The 20,326-nt window shown below is 66.0% G+C and carries 16 protein-coding genes; 10 read left to right on the plus strand and 6 right to left on the minus strand.

Annotated features, from left to right (window positions below; all coding sequences use genetic code 11):
* Nucleotides 1–43: 43 nt before the first annotated feature.
* Together gatB and VVS03_RS04430 are read left to right on the plus strand one after the other, a co-directional pair.
* Entirely contained in the window at nt 44–1,549 is a 1,506-nt protein-coding gene (gene gatB, locus VVS03_RS04425) for an Asp-tRNA(Asn)/Glu-tRNA(Gln) amidotransferase subunit GatB (protein ID WP_368519711.1), read from the plus strand.
* Between the two features lie 360 nt (nt 1,550–1,909).
* Complete coding sequence (locus tag VVS03_RS04430) at nt 1,910–3,334, plus strand: hypothetical protein (RefSeq protein ID WP_368519712.1); 1,425 nt, start codon at nt 1,910–1,912, stop codon at nt 3,332–3,334.
* Nucleotides 3,335–3,383: 49 nt separating this feature from the next.
* Here the strand turns inward: VVS03_RS04430 and VVS03_RS04435 are convergent, their stop codons facing one another.
* Nucleotides 3,384–4,094, minus strand: coding sequence for a LysE/ArgO family amino acid transporter (locus VVS03_RS04435; protein ID WP_368519713.1), 711 nt, complete (start codon nt 4,092–4,094; stop codon nt 3,384–3,386).
* A gap of 69 nt (nt 4,095–4,163) precedes the next feature.
* On the opposite strand from VVS03_RS04435, the gene VVS03_RS04440 reads away from it, so the two are divergent.
* Nucleotides 4,164–5,039: a LysR family transcriptional regulator ArgP gene (locus VVS03_RS04440; RefSeq protein WP_368519714.1), complete on the plus strand. Its 876-nt coding sequence runs from the start codon at nt 4,164–4,166 to the stop codon at nt 5,037–5,039.
* 18 nt (nt 5,040–5,057) lie between these two features.
* Here the strand turns inward: VVS03_RS04440 and VVS03_RS04445 are convergent, their stop codons facing one another.
* Nucleotides 5,058–6,140: a glutathione S-transferase family protein gene (locus VVS03_RS04445; RefSeq protein ID WP_368519715.1), complete on the minus strand. Its 1,083-nt coding sequence runs from the start codon at nt 6,138–6,140 to the stop codon at nt 5,058–5,060.
* A 149-nt stretch (nt 6,141–6,289) separates the two neighbouring features.
* Here VVS03_RS04445 and VVS03_RS04450 point away from each other — a divergent pair, with 149 nt between their 5' ends.
* Complete coding sequence (locus VVS03_RS04450) at nt 6,290–7,462, plus strand: DoxX family membrane protein (RefSeq protein ID WP_368534083.1); 1,173 nt, start codon at nt 6,290–6,292, stop codon at nt 7,460–7,462.
* A 151-nt stretch (nt 7,463–7,613) separates the two neighbouring features.
* Here VVS03_RS04450 and VVS03_RS04455 read toward each other — a convergent pair whose 3' ends face one another.
* The 4 genes from VVS03_RS04455 to VVS03_RS04470 all read right to left on the minus strand — a co-directional run bounded on the left by VVS03_RS04455 (nt 7,614) and on the right by VVS03_RS04470 (nt 12,647).
* On the minus strand, nt 7,614–8,618 hold the full coding sequence (locus tag VVS03_RS04455) for an HNH endonuclease signature motif containing protein (RefSeq protein ID WP_368521081.1): 1,005 nt from the start codon (nt 8,616–8,618) through the stop codon (nt 7,614–7,616).
* 146 nt (nt 8,619–8,764) lie between these two features.
* Nucleotides 8,765–10,039 (minus strand): glycosyltransferase 87 family protein, encoded by a 1,275-nt coding sequence (locus VVS03_RS04460; protein WP_368519718.1) that lies wholly within the window; start codon nt 10,037–10,039, stop codon nt 8,765–8,767.
* 49 nt (nt 10,040–10,088) lie between these two features.
* The gene (gene ilvD / locus VVS03_RS04465) at nt 10,089–11,942 is read right to left on the minus strand and encodes a dihydroxy-acid dehydratase (protein ID WP_368534082.1); all 1,854 of its coding nucleotides are present in this window, start codon (nt 11,940–11,942) and stop codon (nt 10,089–10,091) included.
* A 96-nt stretch (nt 11,943–12,038) separates the two neighbouring features.
* Nucleotides 12,039–12,647, minus strand: coding sequence for a PH domain-containing protein (locus tag VVS03_RS04470; protein WP_368519720.1), 609 nt, complete (start codon nt 12,645–12,647; stop codon nt 12,039–12,041).
* 429 nt (nt 12,648–13,076) lie between these two features.
* Here VVS03_RS04470 and VVS03_RS04475 point away from each other — a divergent pair, with 429 nt between their 5' ends.
* The 6 genes from VVS03_RS04475 (at nt 13,077) to VVS03_RS04500 (ending at nt 20,285) form a co-directional block, all read left to right on the plus strand.
* Nucleotides 13,077–14,912 carry an acetolactate synthase large subunit gene (locus tag VVS03_RS04475; protein WP_368521082.1) on the plus strand — a complete coding sequence of 612 codons (1,836 nt, stop codon included), beginning with the start codon at nt 13,077–13,079 and terminating at the stop codon, nt 14,910–14,912.
* Nucleotides 14,913–14,914: 2 nt separating this feature from the next.
* Entirely contained in the window at nt 14,915–15,430 is a 516-nt protein-coding gene (gene ilvN / locus VVS03_RS04480; RefSeq protein ID WP_368519722.1) for an acetolactate synthase small subunit, read from the plus strand.
* A gap of 77 nt (nt 15,431–15,507) precedes the next feature.
* Nucleotides 15,508–16,524, plus strand: a complete 1,017-nt coding sequence (gene ilvC, locus VVS03_RS04485; RefSeq protein WP_368519723.1) for a ketol-acid reductoisomerase — start codon at nt 15,508–15,510, stop codon at nt 16,522–16,524.
* A 49-nt stretch (nt 16,525–16,573) separates the two neighbouring features.
* Entirely contained in the window at nt 16,574–17,521 is a 948-nt protein-coding gene (locus VVS03_RS04490) for a cation diffusion facilitator family transporter (RefSeq protein ID WP_368519724.1), read from the plus strand.
* Nucleotides 17,522–17,542: 21 nt separating this feature from the next.
* Nucleotides 17,543–19,348 (plus strand): DUF262 domain-containing protein, encoded by a 1,806-nt coding sequence (locus tag VVS03_RS04495; protein WP_368519725.1) that lies wholly within the window; start codon nt 17,543–17,545, stop codon nt 19,346–19,348.
* Nucleotides 19,338–20,285 carry a hypothetical protein gene (locus tag VVS03_RS04500; protein WP_368519726.1) on the plus strand — a complete coding sequence of 316 codons (948 nt, stop codon included), beginning with the start codon at nt 19,338–19,340 and terminating at the stop codon, nt 20,283–20,285. The genes VVS03_RS04495 and VVS03_RS04500 overlap by 11 nt, the downstream gene beginning before the upstream one ends.
* Nucleotides 20,286–20,326: the final 41 nt, after the last annotated feature.

The following is a 20,326-nucleotide window of genomic DNA, read 5'->3' on the forward strand; positions in this document are numbered from 1 at the left end:
ACCAGTTGCCGGCGAAGAAAAATAACGTACTAAGATGGCACGCATGACTGCTGCGATGTATGACCTGATGGACTTCGATGAGGTCTTGGAAAAGTTTGAACCCGTCATGGGCATGGAAGTGCATGTCGAGTTGGATACCGAAACCAAGATGTTTTCCACCTCGGCCACCAATTTCAGCGCCGCTCCGAACAGCAACGTGGACCCGGTGTCCCTGGGGCTGCCGGGCGCGCTGCCGGTCGTTAACGCCAAGGGCGTGGAATGGGCCATCAAGATTGGGCTGGCGCTGAACTGCTCCATCGCGGAGTCCTCCCGGTTCGCCCGGAAGAACTACTTCTACCCGGACCAGCCGAAGAACTACCAGATCTCCCAGTACGACGAGCCCATCGCGTACGACGGCTACCTGGACGTCCAGCTCGAGGACGGCACTGAGTGGCGCGTCGAGATCGAGCGCGCCCACATGGAGGAAGACACCGGCAAGCTGACCCACCTGGGCGGCGCCGACGGCCGCATCCACGGCGCGACGAAGTCCCTGGTGGACTGCAACCGTGCCGGCATCCCGCTGATCGAGATCGTTACCAAGCCGATCATCGGCGCCGGCGAGCGCGCCCCCGAGGTCGCCAAGGCCTACGTCTCCGCCCTGCGCGACCTGGTCGCCGCCCTGGGCGTGTCCGATGCCCGCATGGACCAGGGCTCCATGCGCGTGGACTCCAACCTGTCCCTGCGCCCCATCGGCCAGGAGGAGTTTGGTACACGCACAGAGACCAAGAACATCAACTCGCTGAAGTCCGTCGAGCAGGCCGTGCGCTTTGAGATGCAGCGCCAGGCCCAGGTCATCGAGGACGGCGGCGAGATCGTCCAGGAGACCCGCCACTACCAGGAGGCCGACGGCACCACCTCCAAGGGGCGCCCCAAGGAGACCGCCGAGGACTACCGTTACTTCAACGACCCGGACCTGCCGCCGGTCATCGCCCCGCGCGAGTGGGTCGAGGAAATCCGCGCCACGCTGCCGGAGCTGCCGTGGGTCCGCCGCGCCCGCATCCAGAAGGAGTGGGGCCTGACGGATGAGGAGATGCGCGACCTGGTCAACGCCGGCGCCCTCGACCTCATCGTCGACACCGTCGAGGCTGGCGCCCCGGCCTCCGATGCCCGCTCCTGGTGGGTGGCCTACCTCTCCGGCAAGGCCAACGAACAGGGAGTGGCCCTGGCCGATCTGTCGATTAGCCCGCAGCAGGTCGCCCGCGTGTGCGCCCTGGTGGCCGAGGGCAAGCTGACCACCAAGCTGGCTCGCCAGGCCGTCGACGGCGTGCTGGCTGGCGAGGGCGACGTCGACGAGGTCGTCGCCGCGCGCGGCCTGGAGGTCGTCCGCGACGACGGCGCCATCGAGAAGGCCGTCGACGACGCCTTGGCCGCCAACCCGGACATCGTGGAGAAGTACCGGGCCGGCAACAAGAAGGTCACCGGCGCCATCGTGGGCGCAGTCATGAAGGCCACCCAGGGCAAGGCTGACCCGGGCCAGGTCAACAAGTTGATCGCGGAGAAGCTCAACTAGACCGCACAGTTATCAGCCAGGACCCGCGGATGTTATCAAAATGATATCCGCGGTTCTTTGGCGTATTCCGGGGCCTTTCCTGCCGAAAGTCCCAGCCAAGCGTTAGGTGTCTCACAGGTAGGGGTGGACTAGCTACAGTGCACACCAGGCGGCGCGGACAGGTGCGTTATGCTTTGGGACGACAGCGCGCGCCAATCCGCTGCGCCGGAGGTTGAGTTGTATGCTTGCTCCCTCGGGCCGCGGCGGGCTGAGGCTGGCTGGGCCCGCCGCTTTCTGGCAGGGCCCCTGGCCGTCGGGTGCGCGCTTGAGACTTGATCATTGTCTAGCAGAACTAGGAAAGTTGTGTCTATTACCAAATCAATGAGCATCGCCTTGGCCTTCGTCGGCCTGCTGGTTGGCGCCGGCTTCGCGACGGGCCAGGAGATCGTGCAATACTTCACCTCCTTCGGCGCCAACGGCGTGTGGGGCATCATCGTCGCCGGCATCATCATGACGCTGGCTGGCACCGTCTTCCTGCAGCTGGGTAGCTACTTCCACGCCTCGGAGCACAACACCGTCTTCCGCCGCGTGACCCACCCGATTGTTTCCAAGCTGCTGGATATCGCGGTGGTCATCACCCTGTTCGCAATCGGCTTCGTGATGCTCGCCGGCGCCGGCTCCAACATGGAGCAGCAGTTCGGCTGGCCGGCCTGGGTCGGCTCCCTGCTGATGCTCATCCTCGTGCTGGTGTGCGGCATGCTGGACGTCGACAAGGTTTCCAAGGTCATCGGCGCGCTGACCCCGACCATCATCATCGCGGTCATCCTGGTCTTCATCTACACGCTGTTCAGCATGCCCGAGGACGTCACCCTGGCCATGGAGCACTCCGGCCAGATTGATTCGCCTATCGGCAACTGGCTGGTTTCTGCCCTGAACTACAACGGCCTGGCCCTGATGCTGGCCGTGTCCATGTCCCTGGTCATCGGCGGCGACAACATCAGCCCGCGCGAGGCCGGCCTGGGCGGCATCATTGGCGGCGTCATCTACTTCATCATGATGGGCATGGCGGGCTTCTCCCTGCTGATGAACGCCGACAAGATCGGCGACTCCGACATCCCGATGCTGATGCTCGTCGACGAGATGGGCTCCGTGCTGGGCGGCATCATGGCCGTCATCATCTACCTGATGATTTTCAACACCGCCATCGGCATGTTCTACGCGCTGGGTAAGCGCCTGTCCGCCGGCCACGAGGGCCGTTACCGCGTCATCTTCGTCGCGGGCTGCCTGGCTGGCTTCGGGGTCTCCTTCGCCGGCTTCAAGACCCTGATGAACTACGTCTACCCGGTCATCGGCTACATGGGCATTGTCATGGTGGCCATCCTGGTCTTCGCCTGGTTCCGCAGCCAGTCCCAGATTAAGGACGAGGGCGTGCGCCGCGAGCGCATCCGCGCCCTGCTGCACCTGAAGCTGCACCCGGACAAGGAGTACGACGCCGCGCGCTACGACGACGAGATCGGCCAGCAGCTGGTCGACTCCAACCTGGAACGCGAGGAGCTCTACAACGACATCGTCGACGAGGTCACCGACGACCTCGACAACGACGAGGAAGTCGATTTCGACCTCGAGGAGTACGACGAGAAGCGCAACGACGTCAGCTACTACACCGAGCGCGACAACGTTGAGGAAGGCCGCTCCGAGGAAGAAATCAAGCAGTGGATCGAGGAAACCGGCGCCTCCGGTGACCCCGAGGCCGACGATGCCGAGACCACCGGCACCGACGCTTCCACTAGCGAGCAGAAGAACTAACTAAAAGCCGGACCGGCGCCCCGCGGAGACGAGCTCTCCGGCGGGGCGTTTAGTGCATCAGCAGCTTGATGGTCAGGCCAATCATGATGCAGCCGATGGCGAAGTTGATGACCCGCCAGACCTTCGGCTGCGCCAGAACGTCGGAGAACTTGGCCGCGCCGTAGCCGATGGTAGGGAACCAGACGAGGCTGGCGCAGATGGCGCCGCCGGCAAAGAGCCAGCGGTCGTCGGGGCCGTACTGGTTGGCCACGCCGCCCAACATGACGAGCACGTCGACGTAAGCGGCCGGGTTGAGCCAGCAGATGGCCACGGCGGCCAGGGCTGGCTTGAGCCAGGTCTTTTCCTGCATCTGGCGGCGGATGACCCGGCGGGTCTTCGTGGCCACGGCGGCCACGCCGCCGCGGGCGTCGGGGGAGGTGCCGAAGGATTCGATCTCCTCGGTCTTGTTGGGCGGCGTGTCCGCGTCGAGGGCCTTGCCGTCGGGGGTGAGGGCGTCGCGGAAGCACAGGAAGGTGAAATAGGCCAGGTAGGCCGCGCCCGCGTATTTGAGGATGGTCAGCGCCCAAGGGAAGCGGTCGACCAAGAAGCCGACGCCGGCGGTGCCGCCGAGAATCATGATGATGTCGCTGGCCGCGCAGATAGCAATCACCACGCCAATCGCATGGCGGCGAATGCCCTGTTTGAGCAGGAGGGCATTCTGGGGCCCGATAGCGACGATAAGGGAGATACCCAGGGCGAAGCCAGCTACGATGATCGACATATCTCTAGTGTGCCGCCGCGCGAAAGTGAAGTCTAGTTAATCAGACTAAATATAGTTAAGCTATGCTTCATGAACCCGCTTCATCTGGAAACTATGCTGGCAATTGTGGACGAAGGCAGCTTCGACGGCGCCGCCCGAGTGTTAGGGGTATCACCCTCCGCGGTTAGCCAGCGCGTCAAAGCCCTGGAAACCAGCACGGGCCGCGTCCTGCTGCGGCGCTCCACGCCGGTGATGGCTACCGATGCCGGCGAAGTCCTCGTCCAAGCCGCCCGCCGCATGGCCTTGGTCCAGGCCGAGACCAATGCCCGCCTGCAGAAACGCCTGGCGCGCGTCCCCTTGTCGGTGGCCGTGAACGCCGACTCGCTGGCGACCTGGTTTCGCCCGGTGCTGGAGGACGTGGCCGACGGGGGCAAGGCATCGTTGCGCTTGCTGATTGAGGACGAGGCTCGCACGCTGGCGATGCTCCGCCGCGGCGACGTCCTCGGCGCGGTAACCCGCGAGGAGCTGCCGGTGAGCGGCTGCGAGTCGACGTACCTGGGCAAGCAGCGGCTGGTCGCCGTGGCGGCACCGGGGCTGGCGCGGCGGCATCGGACGGTGGAGGGTATTTCGTGGACGCAGATGCCGGTGGTGATGTACGGCCCGCACGACCAAGTGCTCGACGATGCCATGCAGGAACGCTTCATCGACTCGCACGTCATCCGGGCTAATATCTCGGAGATTCCCTCGGCCGAGGGCTACGTCGAGGCCGTCCGCGCGGGCCTGGGCTGGGGGTTGGTGGCCGAGGCCCAGGCGCGGCCGCTGCTCGACAGCGGGCAGGTGGTGCTGCTCGACGGTGATCCGCTGGACGTCGATCTGTACTGGCAGCGCTGGCGGCTAGAATCCGAGGTGCTCGAGGAGCTCACGGACTCCGTCGTGCGCGCCGCCGGGGAGGGGCTAGTTGCTTAGCCCGTTGCCTAGCGCGGCTTAGCCGAAGAGCTCTTCCTGGAAGGGCTCCGGGTTCTTGAGCTCCTCGCCCTTCGGCAGGGCGCCGGGCAGCGTGGTGCCCTCGGCGAAGGGGGCGCCGCCGAAGCGGTCGCGGTCGTGCGGCTGGGCCAGCCAGGACATCTCCGGGCCGACCGGGACAACCTGGGTGGGGTTTACTTCCTTGTGCACGATGAAATAGTGCTGCTTGATCTCGGTGAAGTCGGTGGTGTCACCGAAGCCCGGGATCTGGAAAAGCTCCTGCAGGTAGCCGCGGATGTTCGGCAGCTCGGAAGTCTTGTGGCGGGAGCACTTGAAGTGCGAGTAGTAGACCGGATCGAAGCGCACCAGCGTGACGAAGAGGCGGATATCGGTCTCGGTGAGGTGCTCGCCGACCATGTAGCGCTGCTGGCCCAGGCGCTCTTCGACCCAGTCGAGGGCCTCCCAGAGGTCCGCGTAGGCCTTTTCGTAGGCCTCCTGGCTGCCGGCGAAGCCGCAGCGGTAGACGCCGTTGTTGATGTTGCGGAAGATGTACTCGTTGAGCTCGTCGATTTCGGCCGCGTGCTCGGCGGGGTAGAGGTTCGGGGCGCCGGCGCGGTGGAAGTCGGTCCACCCGGTGATGAAATCGCGCACGATGCTGTCGTAGTCGTTCGTCACGACCTTCCCGCTGGCGACCTCCACGATGGCAGGTACCGTGATCCCGCGCGGGTAGTCGGGGAAGCGGGCGAAGTAGGCGTCCTGCAGGCGGGGGATGCGAAGCACTGGGTCGACGCCATCGGGATCCAGGTCGAAGGTCCAGGAGCGCACGTCGTGGGTCGGGCCGGCCAGGCCTAGCGAGAGGGTGTCCTCGAGGCCCATCAGGCGGCGCGTGATGACGGAGCGGTGCGCCCACGGGCAGGCGCGGGCGGCGATAAGCCGGTAGCGGTCGGCGGCCATTGGCCAGCTGACGGTGCCGTCGTCGTTGTTCTGGCGCTCGGTGATACCGGCGACAAAACGGTCGGTGATGTAGTTGGTGTCGCGGACGAATTCGCCGTCCGGGGAAGCGTTGTGCGGGTCGCCGGCCCAGTCCTGGTTCTTGTCGGTCATGGTTCCTCCTTGGTGTTGGCTAATAACTCTAGTGTACCCAAAAGCGTGACGTGTCAACAAAGGTGAAAGGGGCTCGATTTGCAGACGATGTCGCGGCGCGCCGATAACGGTGGTCCAGACTGACGCTTAGCTGGCCTAAGTTGGCAGTTATGACCCAGAACAACAAGCCAGATAACGCCCGAGCCTTAGGCGATGACTTTGACGACGTTCCCACCTACACTGGGCCCTCCCAGTCTTCCGGCCGCGGCACCGCGCGTCCCCTAAAGCGCGACGATGCCCCGGAGACCACCGAGTTCGGCCAGGCCGCCAAGCCTGGCGAGACCAGCGAGTCCGCCCAGGCAGGTGCCCCGAGCAAGCCCGCGCCGAAGCGCAGCTCCCTCTTCGAGCGCGCCGGCCGCGCCCAGCCGCAGAACATCGAGCCCCGCGCTACCACGCCCGAGCCGGGTGTGGAGGAGGCTCCCGAGGTGAGGTCGGCAGGCCAGGGGGCTGAGACCACCGCCTTCAGTGCCACGGGTGCGCCGGCCGCCGCCGCGGATCCGACCGTCCAGCTGGACCGCGAGCCGCGCGAGTCCGAGGCCTTTGCCGATCGCGACTTCGCCGAGCGCCGCGCCGACGAGCCTGCCACTCGCTACCAGCCGGCCGCCGCGCCGCAGGAGACCATGGCGCTGGATCCGAACGAGCCGGACTACGCCGCGACCTCCCAGGTCCCGGCCGGCGAGCAGTACGACGCCGACGGGCAGCCCCTCTACGCCGGCGCTGCCGATGCCACCGACCCGACCGAGGCCCCCGAAACCACGGCCTCCGCTAAGCGTGGCACCATCGATTTCGGCCTTTTGCTGGTCCGCCTCGGCTTGGGCGTGTACCTCATCCTGGCGGGGCTGCGCCCGCTACTGCAGCTCGGCGATTCTGCCGGCCTTAGCGAGGTCACCGAGCAGTTCGCGGGTTATCCGTGGGCCAACATTCTGGGCATCGGTGTGCCGGTCGTCCAGTTGGTCGCTGGCGCCTTCCTCGTCTTGGGTCTGTTGACGCCGGTCGCGGCGATGCTCGCGACGCTCGTCACCGGGTTCACCGCCCTGCACGCCCTCGCTGTCTCTGGGGCCGGGCTCAACGTCTTTAACTGGCCGGAGTCGGTATGGCTGTCGGTCGTGTTGTTCGTTATCGCTCTGGGCGTTCAGTTCACCGGCCCGGGTGTTATGTCGCTGGACTTTGGTCGCTCGTGGGTGCGTCGCCCGCTGGCGTCCTTGTGGGTCTTCATCATCCTGGGCTTGGTCGCCCTGGGGGCTATCTGGTGGTTCGGCGCAGGGGTCAATCCGCTGCACTAGGCCTTAAGGCACGCCGAGTAGGCGCTACGGACGTGGTCCGTGGCGCCTTTTCGCGTATTTCGCTGGGTTTGCCCCTTGGGGTGTCTCCTCGCAGCCTGGTCTTGCGGTTCTGCTCTCGTTCCTTGTACCTCGGCTGACCCCGTGTCAGCCGTTAGGTCCCGCCGCTCCAGGGCGGATCCCACGTCACCCTGCCATCGCGGCGGTTTATCCTGCCGTGTCTGGGGTAGGCGGGGTCGTCGTCGTTCCACGAATTATGGAACTCACACAACAAGGTGAGATTCTCCTGGTTGGTCTCGCCGCCATCGGCCCAGGGGTGGATGTGGTGGACCTGGCACTCATCGGCCGGCTTGCGGCAGTTCGGCCACGCACAGGTGGTGGTCTCGGCCTTGGCCATGTCCTTCTGCTTCGGTGAAGCGTGGCGCTGGAAGCGGTAGTGGTTGACCGGGCCGCGCCTAGGGTCCACCAGGGTGGCCAGGCCCGCGTCCAGCAAGCATTGGCGGACGTACTCGGCACCGGTCATGGTGGTGCCGTTGGTTAGCTGCAGGGTGATCTCATCCCCATCACCGGACAGGATTTGCACCCAATCAGGAAGCGAGATCACCACGTGGGTGGCTTTCGGTTGCTTGTTCAGCCCGCCGCTGAACAAGGCTTCCACGTCGGGGATGGTCTTAATCGACGCCCAGAGGTTTTCCACCAGCTCAGGGTCGCCGGTGATAGAAAAAGTACTCGGTCCGTCTTTGCAGCGGGTCACGCGCACGCCTTCGGCCGGTGGGGCCGGGCGGTTAAGCTCTAGGACCTTTTGGTTGGCAAGGCGGCGGAGTTGTTTGGTGGTGCCGGGGGTGTTGCAGAGTTCTATGAGCATGGCCCAGGCGTGGCCTTTGTGTCGCACCCGGCGGAAGGCGTTGTCTAACACCAGCAAAGTATCTAAGTGGTGTCCGGATTCCGCGGCGCCTTTCCTCGCATCGGCTTGCTTGCGCGTATACGTGGTGTGTCCGAAGAAGGTCTGGCAGGCGCGGTAGTGGGCGGCCGCGGCAACGTCCGACATGACAGCCTTCAGGGCGGGCAGTCTCAGCTCGCGGCACAGGCCCAAGTAGGAAATCCCGTCCGCGAAGATAGAGTGCGCTGCTTTCAAAGTGTCTATGGCTGTCGTCGTCATGCCTCACACGCTAAGCCCGCCCGTCAACCCCGACAAGCAAAAACCTGAACCTGTGGATAATTCGCCCAAAAACGCCATTTTTGATGACGCGTCAACGCGCCTGCCTGTGGATAACCCCGACTTTGGCGCGAAGGGAGTTGAGTCCGTCACACTTCGGTGCGCGTGCCTGTGGATAACTCCTGCCGCGGCTGTTTCAGTGCGCAGTAGGCGTAGAGGGCGCCGGCGATGATGATCATCCACACGAAGTCGCTCACCAGGAACTTCTGCATGGTGTTAAGCCCGTAGACGTTGATGTCGTCGCCGAACCACCACTTGGGTGGCATCGTGAGCAAGCAGAAGGCCCAGGCGGCCACGACGGCGATAAGACTGCCGGCGACCCAGGTCTGGTGCCGCCACGACCACGCGCGGTAGGCGAGAACCGGCAGGATGAGTGCCAGCCAGACCCAGTGGTGCGACCAAGACACCGGAGAGATGAGCAGCATGACGACGGAGGCGGTGAGGGCGGCATCGATAGCCAGGCCGCGGCTAAGGAGGCTGCGCATGAGCCAGGCGCCGACGCCGATGATGATTAGGGCGCCCACCAGCCAGGCGACGTTGAGCAAGGTGCCGTGGGCCTCGGCGGCCTCGGCGGAGGTGAACGCGCGCTCGAGCACGCCCTTCCACGAGCTGTTGGACTGGTAGGCGGTGCCGACGCCGAAATCGTCGCCGGAACCCATGGCGAGCATCTTGCCGAAGAAGAACTCGACGAAGACATCCCAGCGCACGGCCGCCGCCAGGGCCGTGGCGACGACGCCGGAGACGGCAGCGGTGACAATCGGCTTGACTTCCTTGCGGACCAGGAAATACAGCAGCATGGCCGCAGGGGTCAGCTTGATGGCGGCCGCGACGCCGATGAGCCAGCCCTGCGGCAGGTAGCGCTTGCGCGGCACGAGGTCGAAGACCACCAAGGCCATGACGGCGATGTTGATCTGCGCGAAACCGTTGTTCAGCTCCACCGGCTCGAAGCCCAGCACCACGGCCCAGACCACGAAGACGACCGCGAGGAAGTTGCGGCGCGCCATCGCCGGCAGGATGGCGCGGGCGACGAAGTAGATGCACGCGAGCAGCAGCAGGTCGGACAGCACGATCATGATGTCGCCGGCCAGGTCGTCGCTCATCCACTCGAAGGCGGCCAGCGGCACCATCACTAGGGCGCCGAAGGGAGGGTAGATGAACGGCAGGGCGATGTCGCCGGCATACATCGGCTGCGAGTAGACCTCGCCGCCCGACAGGAAGGCCTTGACCCCTTCCCGGTAGATGATCATGTCGACGGGGAAGTCGGTGATCAGGGTGTGGGCGATGGTCTTCCCGATGCCGCCGAGGAGCCCGGCGGCGATGAGGAGATAGGCCAGTAGTGGCGGTACGCGGCGTTGGGTATTCACCCCGGAGAGTTTAGGCGAGACGCCCGCGCCCCGGGGCGATCGACGTGGCCTAGTGGACGTGGCCGTCGACCACGCGGACGGCGCCGCGGTCGGCGGAGGTCGCCAGGGCGGCGTAGGCGCGCAGCGCCTTGGTCACCGGGCGGTTGCGGTCCACCGGGGTGAACGGGTGCTCCCGCTCCATCTGGGCGGCGCGGCGGCGGGCCAGCTCATCGTCGGCGACGGCCAGCTCCAGGCGGCGGGAGCGCACGTCGATGTGGATGGTGTCGCCGTTTTCGATCAGCCCGATGAGCCCGCCGTGGGCGGCCTCGGGCGAGATGTGCCCAATGGACAGCCCCGAGGTGCCGCCGGAGAAGCGCCCGTCGGTGATCAGCGCGCACTTCTTGCCCAGCCCGGCGCCCTTGAGGAAGGAGGTCGGGTGGAGCATCTCCTGCATGCCGGGGCCGCCGGAGGGGCCTTCGTAGCGGATGACCAGCACCTCGCCTGCCTGTACCTCCTTGTTGAGGATGGCGGAGACGGCCTGCTCCTGAGACTCGACCACGCGGGCCGGGCCGCTGAACCCCCACAGCTCCTCCTCGACGCCGGCGGCCTTGATGACGGCTCCGTCGGGGGCCAGGTTGCCGCGCAGGACCACGAGGCCGCCGTCGGCGGAGTAGGCGTGCTCGGCCGAGTGAATGCAGCCGTCCTGCTGGTCGGTATCCAGCGAGGACCAGCGGTTCGACGTCGAGAAGGGCTCGGTGGTGCGCACCCCGCCGGGCGCGGCGTAGAAGAGTTCCTCGGCGTCCGGGATGTGGTTCCCGCCGCGGATGTCCCAGTCGTCGAGCCACTGGTTGGCGTCGTCGTAGCAGACCGTGTGGACGGTGGTGTCGAGGTGGCCGGCGCGGCGCAGCTCGCCCAGGATGGCGGGGATGCCGCCGGCGCGGTGGACGTCTTCGATGTGCCACACGCCGTTCGGCGCGACCTTCGACAGGCAGGGCACGCGGTCGGAGATGGCCTCGATGCCGCGCAGGGTGAAGTCGACGTCGCCTTCCTGGGCGGCGGCCAGCGTGTGGAGGATCGTGTTGGTGGAGCCGCCCATGGCCATGTCCAGCGCCATGGCGTTGGTGAACGCGGCCTTGCTGGCGATGCTCCGCGGCAGCATCCGGTCGTCTTCCTCGCCGTAGTAGCGCTGGCACAGCTCGACGATCTTTTCGCCGGCCTGCTCGAACAGGCGCCGGCGCTGGGCGTGGGTGGCCAGGGTCGTGCCGTTGCCGGGCAGGGCCAGGCCCAAGGCCTCGGTCAGGCAGTTCATGGAGTTGGCGGTGAACATGCCGGAGCAGGAGCCGCAGGTGGGGCAGGCGGATTCTTCGACGGTGGTTAGGGCGGCATCGGAAACCGCGTCGGAGGCCGAGGCCGTGATCGCGGTGATGAGATCGGTGGGCTGGTGGGCCACGCCGTCGACGACGACGGCCTTGCCAGCCTCCATCGGCCCGCCGGAGACGAAGATGGTGGGGATGTTCAGGCGCAGGGCGGCATTCAGCATGCCCGGGGTGATTTTGTCGCAGTTGGAGATGCAGACCAGGGCGTCGGCGGTGTGGGCGTTGACCATGTACTCGATGGAGTCGGAGATGATCTCGCGGCTGGGCAGCGAGTAGAGCATGCCGGAATGGCCCATGGCGATGCCGTCGTCGACAGCGATGGTGTTGAACTCCTTGGGCACCCCGCCGGCGGCGCGGACGGCCTCGGCGACGATGTCACCGACGTTTTTCAGGTGCACGTGGCCGGGCACGAACTGGGTAAAGGAGTTGGCGATGGCCACGATGGGCTTGCCGAAGTCGTTCTCGGCGGTACCGGTCGCGCGCCAGAGGGCGCGGGCGCCGGCGGCTTGACGGCCTACAGTGGTGGTTTTTGAGCGCAGCGGGTACATGGGGGTCTAAAGCCTTGACCTTTCTACAGGCACACGGGGATATCAGGAAAGAAGAGGCAAAGCCGTACCGCGTGCGCGGATGGGGTGGCCGCGCGCCTAGTTGGGGTTGGACTCAGTGTGGGTGGCCGAGTCGCCCTCGGTGGCTTGGTAGGCAGCATACTCCTCCTTGGACATGAGAACCTGCTGCCCGTCGCGGTGGATGACCACGACCTTGTCGTCGGCGGCCTTCTTACCTGCGCTGAGCGCGTCCGGGATGCGCCCGCGGGAGGCCCGCGCCAGGTCGGGGAGTGAATTAAAGGTTACCCCCGGAAGGTTGAATTTCCGGCCCGCGTGGGTCGCGGCGAAGGCGTGCGCGCGCTTGAAGCCGATGCCTGCGAACTCGTCCCAGGACAGCCGGGCATCCCCGCGGAAGGCGTAGCGGATGGCGATGCCGGCCTCGCCCACCGTGGTGCGCGCCCGCAGCACCCACCAGAAGGCCAGCGCGGGGATGATCAGCAGCCAGCCCAAGACCAGCGGCTTCCAGGAGATGATGAGGATTGCGATGGCGGTGAGCAAGACGATGGCGAGCAGATTGGTGCGCTCCGGTCGAAAGACCGTGGTTTGCTCGGCCGTCCCGGCGGGTGCCTGGTTGGTGCGATTTTTATTCGCTTCCTCCGGGCGGGCCGGGCGGTTGTTACGGGAAGGTCGGCGCTGGGGTGTGCTCATGGCTATCCATGCTAGTGGACGGGGGTTAGCGTGGGAAAACCCGCGACGCGTTTCATTGTATGGTCAATCGTGACGGAATTAATTTCAAAGCGTGAGATAACCCCGGCTAGGGGTAAGGGGGTTGTCGCAAATTTTCGGCTGTGTATGATGCAGGACATGATCATTATTCGACTTCAGCTAGTACTCGTACCCGAGCGGCGCTCGCCGTAGCGGCTAACTGTTGTCGTATACGCCAAGCGCCCTCGACGCGGAACCACCAGAGGCAGGTTCCCGCCGGGGGCTTTGTCGTATCGGCAGACCCCGGCCGGCAATGATCATCGCCTCGCACCCAGGAGGTGGTAGCCGACAATCACCAACCACAACGACCAACAACCCAGACAACCTAGTCAACCCAGTCAACACTTAAATGCAAAAAGGAGCGAATCTACCGTGGCAGCTTCACCCACTCCCACGCCCGCTTCCGTGGCCGCTCGAACCGGCACCCCTGTTCGTGAAAGGCTCACCGGAGCCGAGGCAATCGTCCGCACGCTAGAGGATCTCGGAACCGAGCTGGTATTCGGCATCCCGGGTGGCGCTGTGCTCCCGTTGTACGACGCGCTGGCCCATTCGAGCCGCCTGCGCCACGTGCTGACCCGGCACGAGCAGGGCGCCGGCCACGCGGCCGAGGGCTACGCCCAGGCCTCCGGGCAGGTGGGGGTGTGTATCGCTACCTCCGGCCCGGGCGCGACCAACCTGGTCACGCCGCTGGCCGACGCCATGCTGGATTCCGTCCCCGTGGTCGCCATCACCGGCCAGGTCGGGTCCAACCTGTTGGGCACCGACGCCTTCCAGGAGGCGGACATCCGGGGCATCACGATGCCGATTACCAAGCACAACTTCATCGTCGCCACGCCCGAGGAAATCCCCGGGGCTATCGCCGCCGCCTTCCACCTGGCGTCGACGGGCCGCCCGGGCCCCGTGCTGGTCGATATCCCGAAGGACGTGCAAAACGGCACGTTGGACTACACGGCCCCGACGCGCCTCGAGCTGCCCGGCTACAAGCCGGTCACCCGCCCACACGCGCGCCAGATCAACCAGGCGGTCCAGCTGATTTCGGAGTCCCGCAAGCCGGTGCTTTACGTCGGCGGCGGCGTTATTAAGGCCAACGCTGAAAAGGAACTGCGGGAATTCGCCGAGTTCACCGGCATCCCCGTGGTCACCACGCTGATGGCGCTGGGCGCGTTCCCCGAGTCGCACCCGCAGCACCTGGGCATGCCCGGCATGCACGGAACGGTGCCGGCGGTCGCGGCCATGCAGCGCTCCGACCTGCTGATCGCCATTGGCGCCCGGTTTGATGACCGGGTGACGGGCGATACGGCATCGTTTGCGCCGGGGGCCCGCGTCATCCATGCGGACGTCGACCCGGCCGAGATTGGGAAGAACCGCGAGGTGGATATCCCCATCGTGGGCGATGCCCGCGAGGTCCTCCACCAGCTGCTGCGGGGGTTCCAGGGCCCGCGCCAGCCCGAACTGCCGGAGCTGGACCGCTGGCGTACTTACCTGGATGACCTGTGCGAGCGCTACCCGCGCGGGTGGGAGCCGACCGAGGACGGCCTGCTCAACCCGCAGTTCGTGCTCGAGCAGCTGAGCAAACTGGCCGGCCCGGAGGCAATCTATTGCTCCGGCGTGGGCCAGCACCAGATGTGGGCCGCGCAGTTCATCGACTTCGAGCGCCCGCGCAGCTGGATTAACTCCGGCGGCGCCGGGACGATGGGCTACGCGGTGCCCGCCGCCCTGGGCGCCAAGGCCGCCAGCCCGGACCGCGAGGTTTGGGCCATCGACGGCGACGGCTGCTTCCAGATGACCAACCAAGAGCTGACGACCGCGGCCATCGAGGGCTTTCCCATCAAGGTGGCGGTCATCAACAACGGCAACCTGGGCATGGTGCGCCAGTGGCAGACGCTGTTTTTCGACGGCAACTACTCGCACACCAAGCTGCGCGAGGGCGGCACCTTCCTGCCGGACTTCGTGCAGCTGTCCCAGGCGCTGGGTTGCGAAGCCATCCGGGTCACCTGCGAGGAGGAGGTCGCCCCGGCTATCGAGCGGGCCCGCGCTATCAACGACCGCCCGGTCGTCATCGACTTCATCGTCGGCGAGGACGCCCAGGTCTGGCCGATGGTCGGCGGCGGGGCATCGAACGAGGAAATCCAATACGTCCAGGGGCTGCGGCCCCTGTTCGCGGAAGAGTCCAGTAAGGACTTGGACGCGACCGGAAAGGAGAGTTAACCATGGCAGCAACCGATGTCACCCGGCACACGCTGTCGGTGCTCGTCCAAGACGGGGAGGGGATCATCTCCCGCGTGGCGGGAATGTTTACCCGCCGCGGCTATTCCATAATCTCCTTCGTCTCGGCGCGCACGGAGACCGAAGGCATTAACCGCCTGACTATCGTGGCGGATGCCAACGAGATTGTTATCGAGCAGATTACCAAGCAGCTCAACAAACTCATCCCGGTCATCAAGGTCGTCGAGCTGGAAGAGGATTCCTCGGTCGCGCGGGCGATCATGTTGGTCAAGGTCGCAGCGAACAACGCAAACCGGCCCCAGGTGGTCGACGCGGTCAACATCTTCCGCGCCCGCGTGGTCGATGTGGCGCCTGAGTCCGTGGTTGTGGAGGCCACCGGCACCCCCGGCAAGCTGCAAGCGCTGCTGGACGTGTTGGAACCGTTCGGAGTGCGCGAGCTAGTGCAATCTGGACATGTGGCGCTCTCGCGCGGCCCCAAGGCGATGGCCCCACCCAAATAAACGAATAATCACCCTGGCCGTTTAGGCCACAGTTTTCCACCCATCATCATCATTTTTGGAAAGTAGGTAAATACCTCATGGCAATCCAGACCTTCTACGACGACGACGCCGATCTGTCCATCATCCAGGGCCGCAAGGTAGCCATCATCGGCTACGGCTCCCAGGGACATGCCCACGCGCAGAACCTGCGCGAGTCCGGCGTCGAGGTCACCATCGGCCTGCGCGACGGCAGCAAGTCCGCCGTCAAGGCGGAGGAGGCCGGCTTCCGGGTGACCTCCGTCGCCGAGGCCGCCGAGTGGGCCGACCTGGTCATGCTGCTGGCGCCGGATACCTCCCAGAAGGAGATCTACGACAACCAGATCGCCCCGCACCTGCACGACGGCGACGCCCTCTTCTTCGGCCACGGCCTGAACATCCACTTCAAGCTGATTGAGCCGGCCGAGAACATCACCGTCGGCATGGTCGCCCCGAAGGGCCCGGGCCACCTGGTGCGCCGCCAGTTCCTGGACGGCAAGGGCGTTCCCTGCCTGATCGCCGTCGAGCAGGATCCGAAGGGCAACGGCCAGGACCTGGCTCTGTCCTACGCCGCCGCCATCGGTGGTGCCCGCGCCGGCGTCATCCCGACCACCTTCGAGGCCGAGACCGTCACCGACCTCTTCGGTGAGCAGGCCGTCCTGTGCGGTGGCGCGGAGTTCCTCATCAAGACCGGCTTCGAGGTCCTGGTGGAGGCCGGCTACGAGCCGGAGATGGCCTACTTCGAGGTCCTGCACGAGATGAAGCTCATCGTGGACCTGATGTTCGAGGGCGGCATCGCCAACATGAACTACTCGGTCTCCGACACCGCGGAGTTCGGCGGCTACCTGTCCGGCCCGCGCGTCATCGACGAAGGCACCAAGCAGCGCATGCGCGACATCCTGTCCGATATCCAGGATGGAACCTTTACCAAGCGCCTGATCGCCAACGTCGAGGGCGGCAACAAGGAGCTGGAGGGCCTGCGCCAGGAGTTCGCCGACCACCAGATTGAAAAGACCGGCGCGCAGCTGCGCGACCTGATGAGCTGGGTTAAGGTCGAGCTGACCGACACCGCTCGCTAGATTTTCAATCTATTTTCAATAGCCGGTTTTTCGGCTATACTCATTGAGTATGACAAAGCACGGCCACGGTCACAGTCGTGGGCACAGCCACGACCACTCGCACGGCATCGACGCGCAGAACACCCCGCTGCGGGCGCTGGTCACAGCGCTCGCCATCACGGGCACGGTGTTCTTCGCGGAGATTGTCGGCGGGGTGGTTTCCGGCTCGCTGGCGCTGCTGGCCGACGCCATGCACATGCTCTCCGATGCCACCGGCCTCATCCTGGCCGTTATTGCCGTGGTGATTGGCCGCAAGGCGGCCTCGGCTCGGGCGACGTACGGCTATCGGGGAGTGGAGGCCCTTGCCGCCGCGGTCAACGCCGTGGCGGTTGTTGCCGTCTCCGTGTGGATCGTGGTCTCCGCGCTGCTGCGCCTGGGCAACGACCAGGCGGTGGACCCGCACGTGATGGGCGGGGTGGCCATCGTCGGCCTGCTAGCTAACGCGGCCAGCGCCTGGGTGCTGCACCGCCAGCGCAGCGCCTCCCTCAACGTCGAGGGCGCGTTCCTGCACGTGCTAACCGATCTCTTGGGCTCGGTGGCCGTGATCGCGGGCGCCGTCATCATCTACTTCACCGGCTGGCGCGCCGCCGACACGATCGCCTCGTTGGTGATCGCCGCCATCGTCGCCCCGCGCGCCATCAAGCTGCTGGGCGCTTCCTTGTCCGTGCTGCTGGCCCGAGTGCCGGCCGGCTACGACGTCGCGGACATCGCCGCGGCGTTGGAGGAAATCCCGCGGGTGCGCGCCGTCCACGACCTGCACGTCTGGTCGGTCAGCGGCACCGAGGCGCTGGCGACCTGCCACCTGGTGGTCAACGACGATTTCTCCACCGGGCCGGTGCTGGATAGGGCGCAGGAGATCCTGCACGAGATGGGCATCGAGCATTCGACCATCCAGCTCGAGCACCCCGGGCACCAGGCGCACGAGACGACCTGTACTGAGCACTCGCACGGCGATTAGGGCGGGGTTAAGCTAGGCGGCATGGGTTTCACCACGCCAAGCTATGACCTGCCCGACCTGTTCGCCCGCATCGATCGCGGGGATATCCAGCTGCCCGATTTTCAGCGATCCTATGCCTGGGACGAAGACCGCATCCGCTCGCTCATCGTGACCGTCCTGCGCGGCTATCCCATGGGGGCGATGATGGCCCTGGATACGCGCAACGAGCCGCAGCGCTTCCGCCCGCGCCGGATTAGCGGCGCGCCGGCCACCGACAACGCCCCCGGCATGTTGCTGCTGGACGGCCAGCAGCGCCTGACCAGCCTCTACCACTGCTTCCGGGGCTCGGGGGAGGTGGAGACCACCGATTTTCGCTCCAAGAAGATTACCCGCAGCTTCTTCGTTGACGTGCGCAGCGCCGTGCGCGGGGACCTCCTGCCCGACGAGGCGGTTTTCGCCGTCAACCAGGCCGGGGCAGTGCGCTCCCATTTCGGTCCCGACATCGAGAGCAACCTGCACGAGCGCAGCCAGCAGGTGGCGAACCTTTGCCTGCCGGTCGCCGCGTTGCTGGGGGAGGAGGGCCCCGCGCTGCTTTTCGACATGGCCGCTCAGGCCGGCGACGGCGACCGGGCGCTGCTGGCAGCCTTCCAGCATCGGGTGATGGCCCCGCTGACCGGGTACAACACGCCGATTATCCGGCTGGCCCGCCACACGGCGCGGGCGGGCGTGGGCTCAATTTTCGCCCAGGCCAACGCCGCGGGCCTGCAGATGGACGTCTTCGACCTGCTCACCGCGGTTTTCGCCGCCGAGGACCCGGACTTCCAGCTGGCCCGCGACTGGGAGGAAACTGAGCGGGTGCTGCGGGACTACCCGGCGCTGGACGGCATCGGCCGTACGCAGTTCCTGTCGGCGGTCTCCTTGCTGGTGACCGGCTCCCGCGGTCCCGCGCGCGGGCAGCGCGAGGACATTCTGAACCTGCGCCTGGCCGACTACCGAAAGGCCACGGAGACGCTGCGGATTACCTTCCGGGAGGTCGCCGAGTTCCTATCGCAGCGGTGCATCTTCGAGCTGGCGCAGGTGCCCTATAGCGCCCAGATCGTTCCCCTGGCGGTGATTCTGGCCCAGCTTTCCGAGGCCCGCGGCGAGCACGGCCGGGTCTTGAGCGCCCAGGCGGCCTGGGACAAGCTCAACCAGTGGTTCTGGTGCGGGGTGTTCGGGGAGCTCTACGGCTCCTCGGCGGTCAAGCTGCGCTCGGCCCGGGACGTCGACGAGGTCACCGCCTGGGTCGAGGGTAAGACCGACCGGGCGCCGAAGACGGTGCGCGACGCGCAGTTTAGCGAGTCCCGCCTGCTGTCCGCCGGCCCGGACGATGGGGTCTTCCATGCCATCTACGCTCTGCTCATGGGCAGGGGAGCGCGGGACTGGCGCACCGCCCAGCCTTTCAACCGGGGGACCATCGGGGACCTGCAGCCGGGCTTCGAGCCGGTCTTCCCCCTGGCCTGGGCGAAAAAGCACGCGGTGCCGGCCTCCCTGGCGGCCTCCGTGCTCAACCGTGCGCCCATGGGCAAGCGCACCGAGGTGGTTCTGGACGGCTATTCGCCCGCGCGCTACCTGCCCCGAGTACAATCCAAGTCTTTAATGGAAGACCACGAGTTCGCAGCCGTTTTGGCCAGCCACGAGCTCGACCCGGAGTACCTGTGGGCCGCCGATTTCGACGGTTTCCTGCGGGATCGCCGCCAGCGCCTGGTGGCGATGATCGAATACGCCATGGGCAAGCCGGTGCGTCGGGACGTGGATGAGGCCGATCTGACTGCCGGAGAAGAAGGACCGCAAGCCTTTGTTCGTTAAAGGTGTTCGCACCCGCACTGCAGTCGTCGCCGCCCATGTCGCGTCGGTGGCGCTGTGCCTGACGCTTTCTGGCTGCCACGACGTGCTCCACCAGCCGACGGCGGTGCTCACGGATTCGGTGACCCCGGCCGAATCCGACATCAACTTAGACGACGCGGCGGCCGAAAACCGCAACCGTATGGTCAAGGAGGAGTTCAAGGGGCACTTCCACGTCTTCGAGGACCCGTACGGGTTGGAAACGCTCCGGTATTTCTTCCCGGAGTCGCCGACCCTGGTCATCAGCGATCAACGGGATTCTTCTAAGCTGCGCGCGGCGTCCATCGCGGTGTCCCAGCGCGCGCCCATGCTGGTCTACGACGAGTCCATCCGCAACGATATCTATACCGAGATGGCCCGGCTCGGCGTGGACCGGGCGCTGATGGTCGGCCAGGTGCCGATGACGGCCTCGGCCGGCTCCGTGCGCCTCATCCAGGACCCGGGCACCACCTGGGCGCTGGGGCAGATCACCGCCTTCCAGTTTGAGAGCAAGGTGGTGGCCAACCGGGAGAACATGGCGCGCGCGGTGGCGCACCTGGACGGGCGGACCCGCACGGAGCTGAAGGCGGCCTGGGAGCCGCTCGAGCGGCTCGAGGACGAGGAGGCTGTGCCGCTGCCGGCCCAGTCGCGGCGCGACGCGGACATGGCGCCCATTGTGGTGGCCACGGAGGCGGCCTCGGTGGCATCGGTAGCTAACGCCCGATCCTATGGCGCGGGCGTGCGGATGATGCCCACGGCCGACCCGCGGGAGTCCAAGGTTTCGCAGGCCATGGTCGAGGGGATGGAAGACGGCCCGTTGGTGGCTCTTGGCCCCGAATTCGGGGATGAAAAACTGTTAGCCGATAGAATTAGGGAAGGCTGGTCGGAACCGCGCCCTGCCAGTGGCGTTCCCGCTGCATAGCCAGGGTACTACAGAAGGCCAGCCGGATCCCTCTTTCTAAA

The organism is Corynebacterium sp. LK2537 (assembly GCF_040946485.1).
GTDB lineage: Bacteria > Actinomycetota > Actinomycetes > Mycobacteriales > Mycobacteriaceae > Corynebacterium.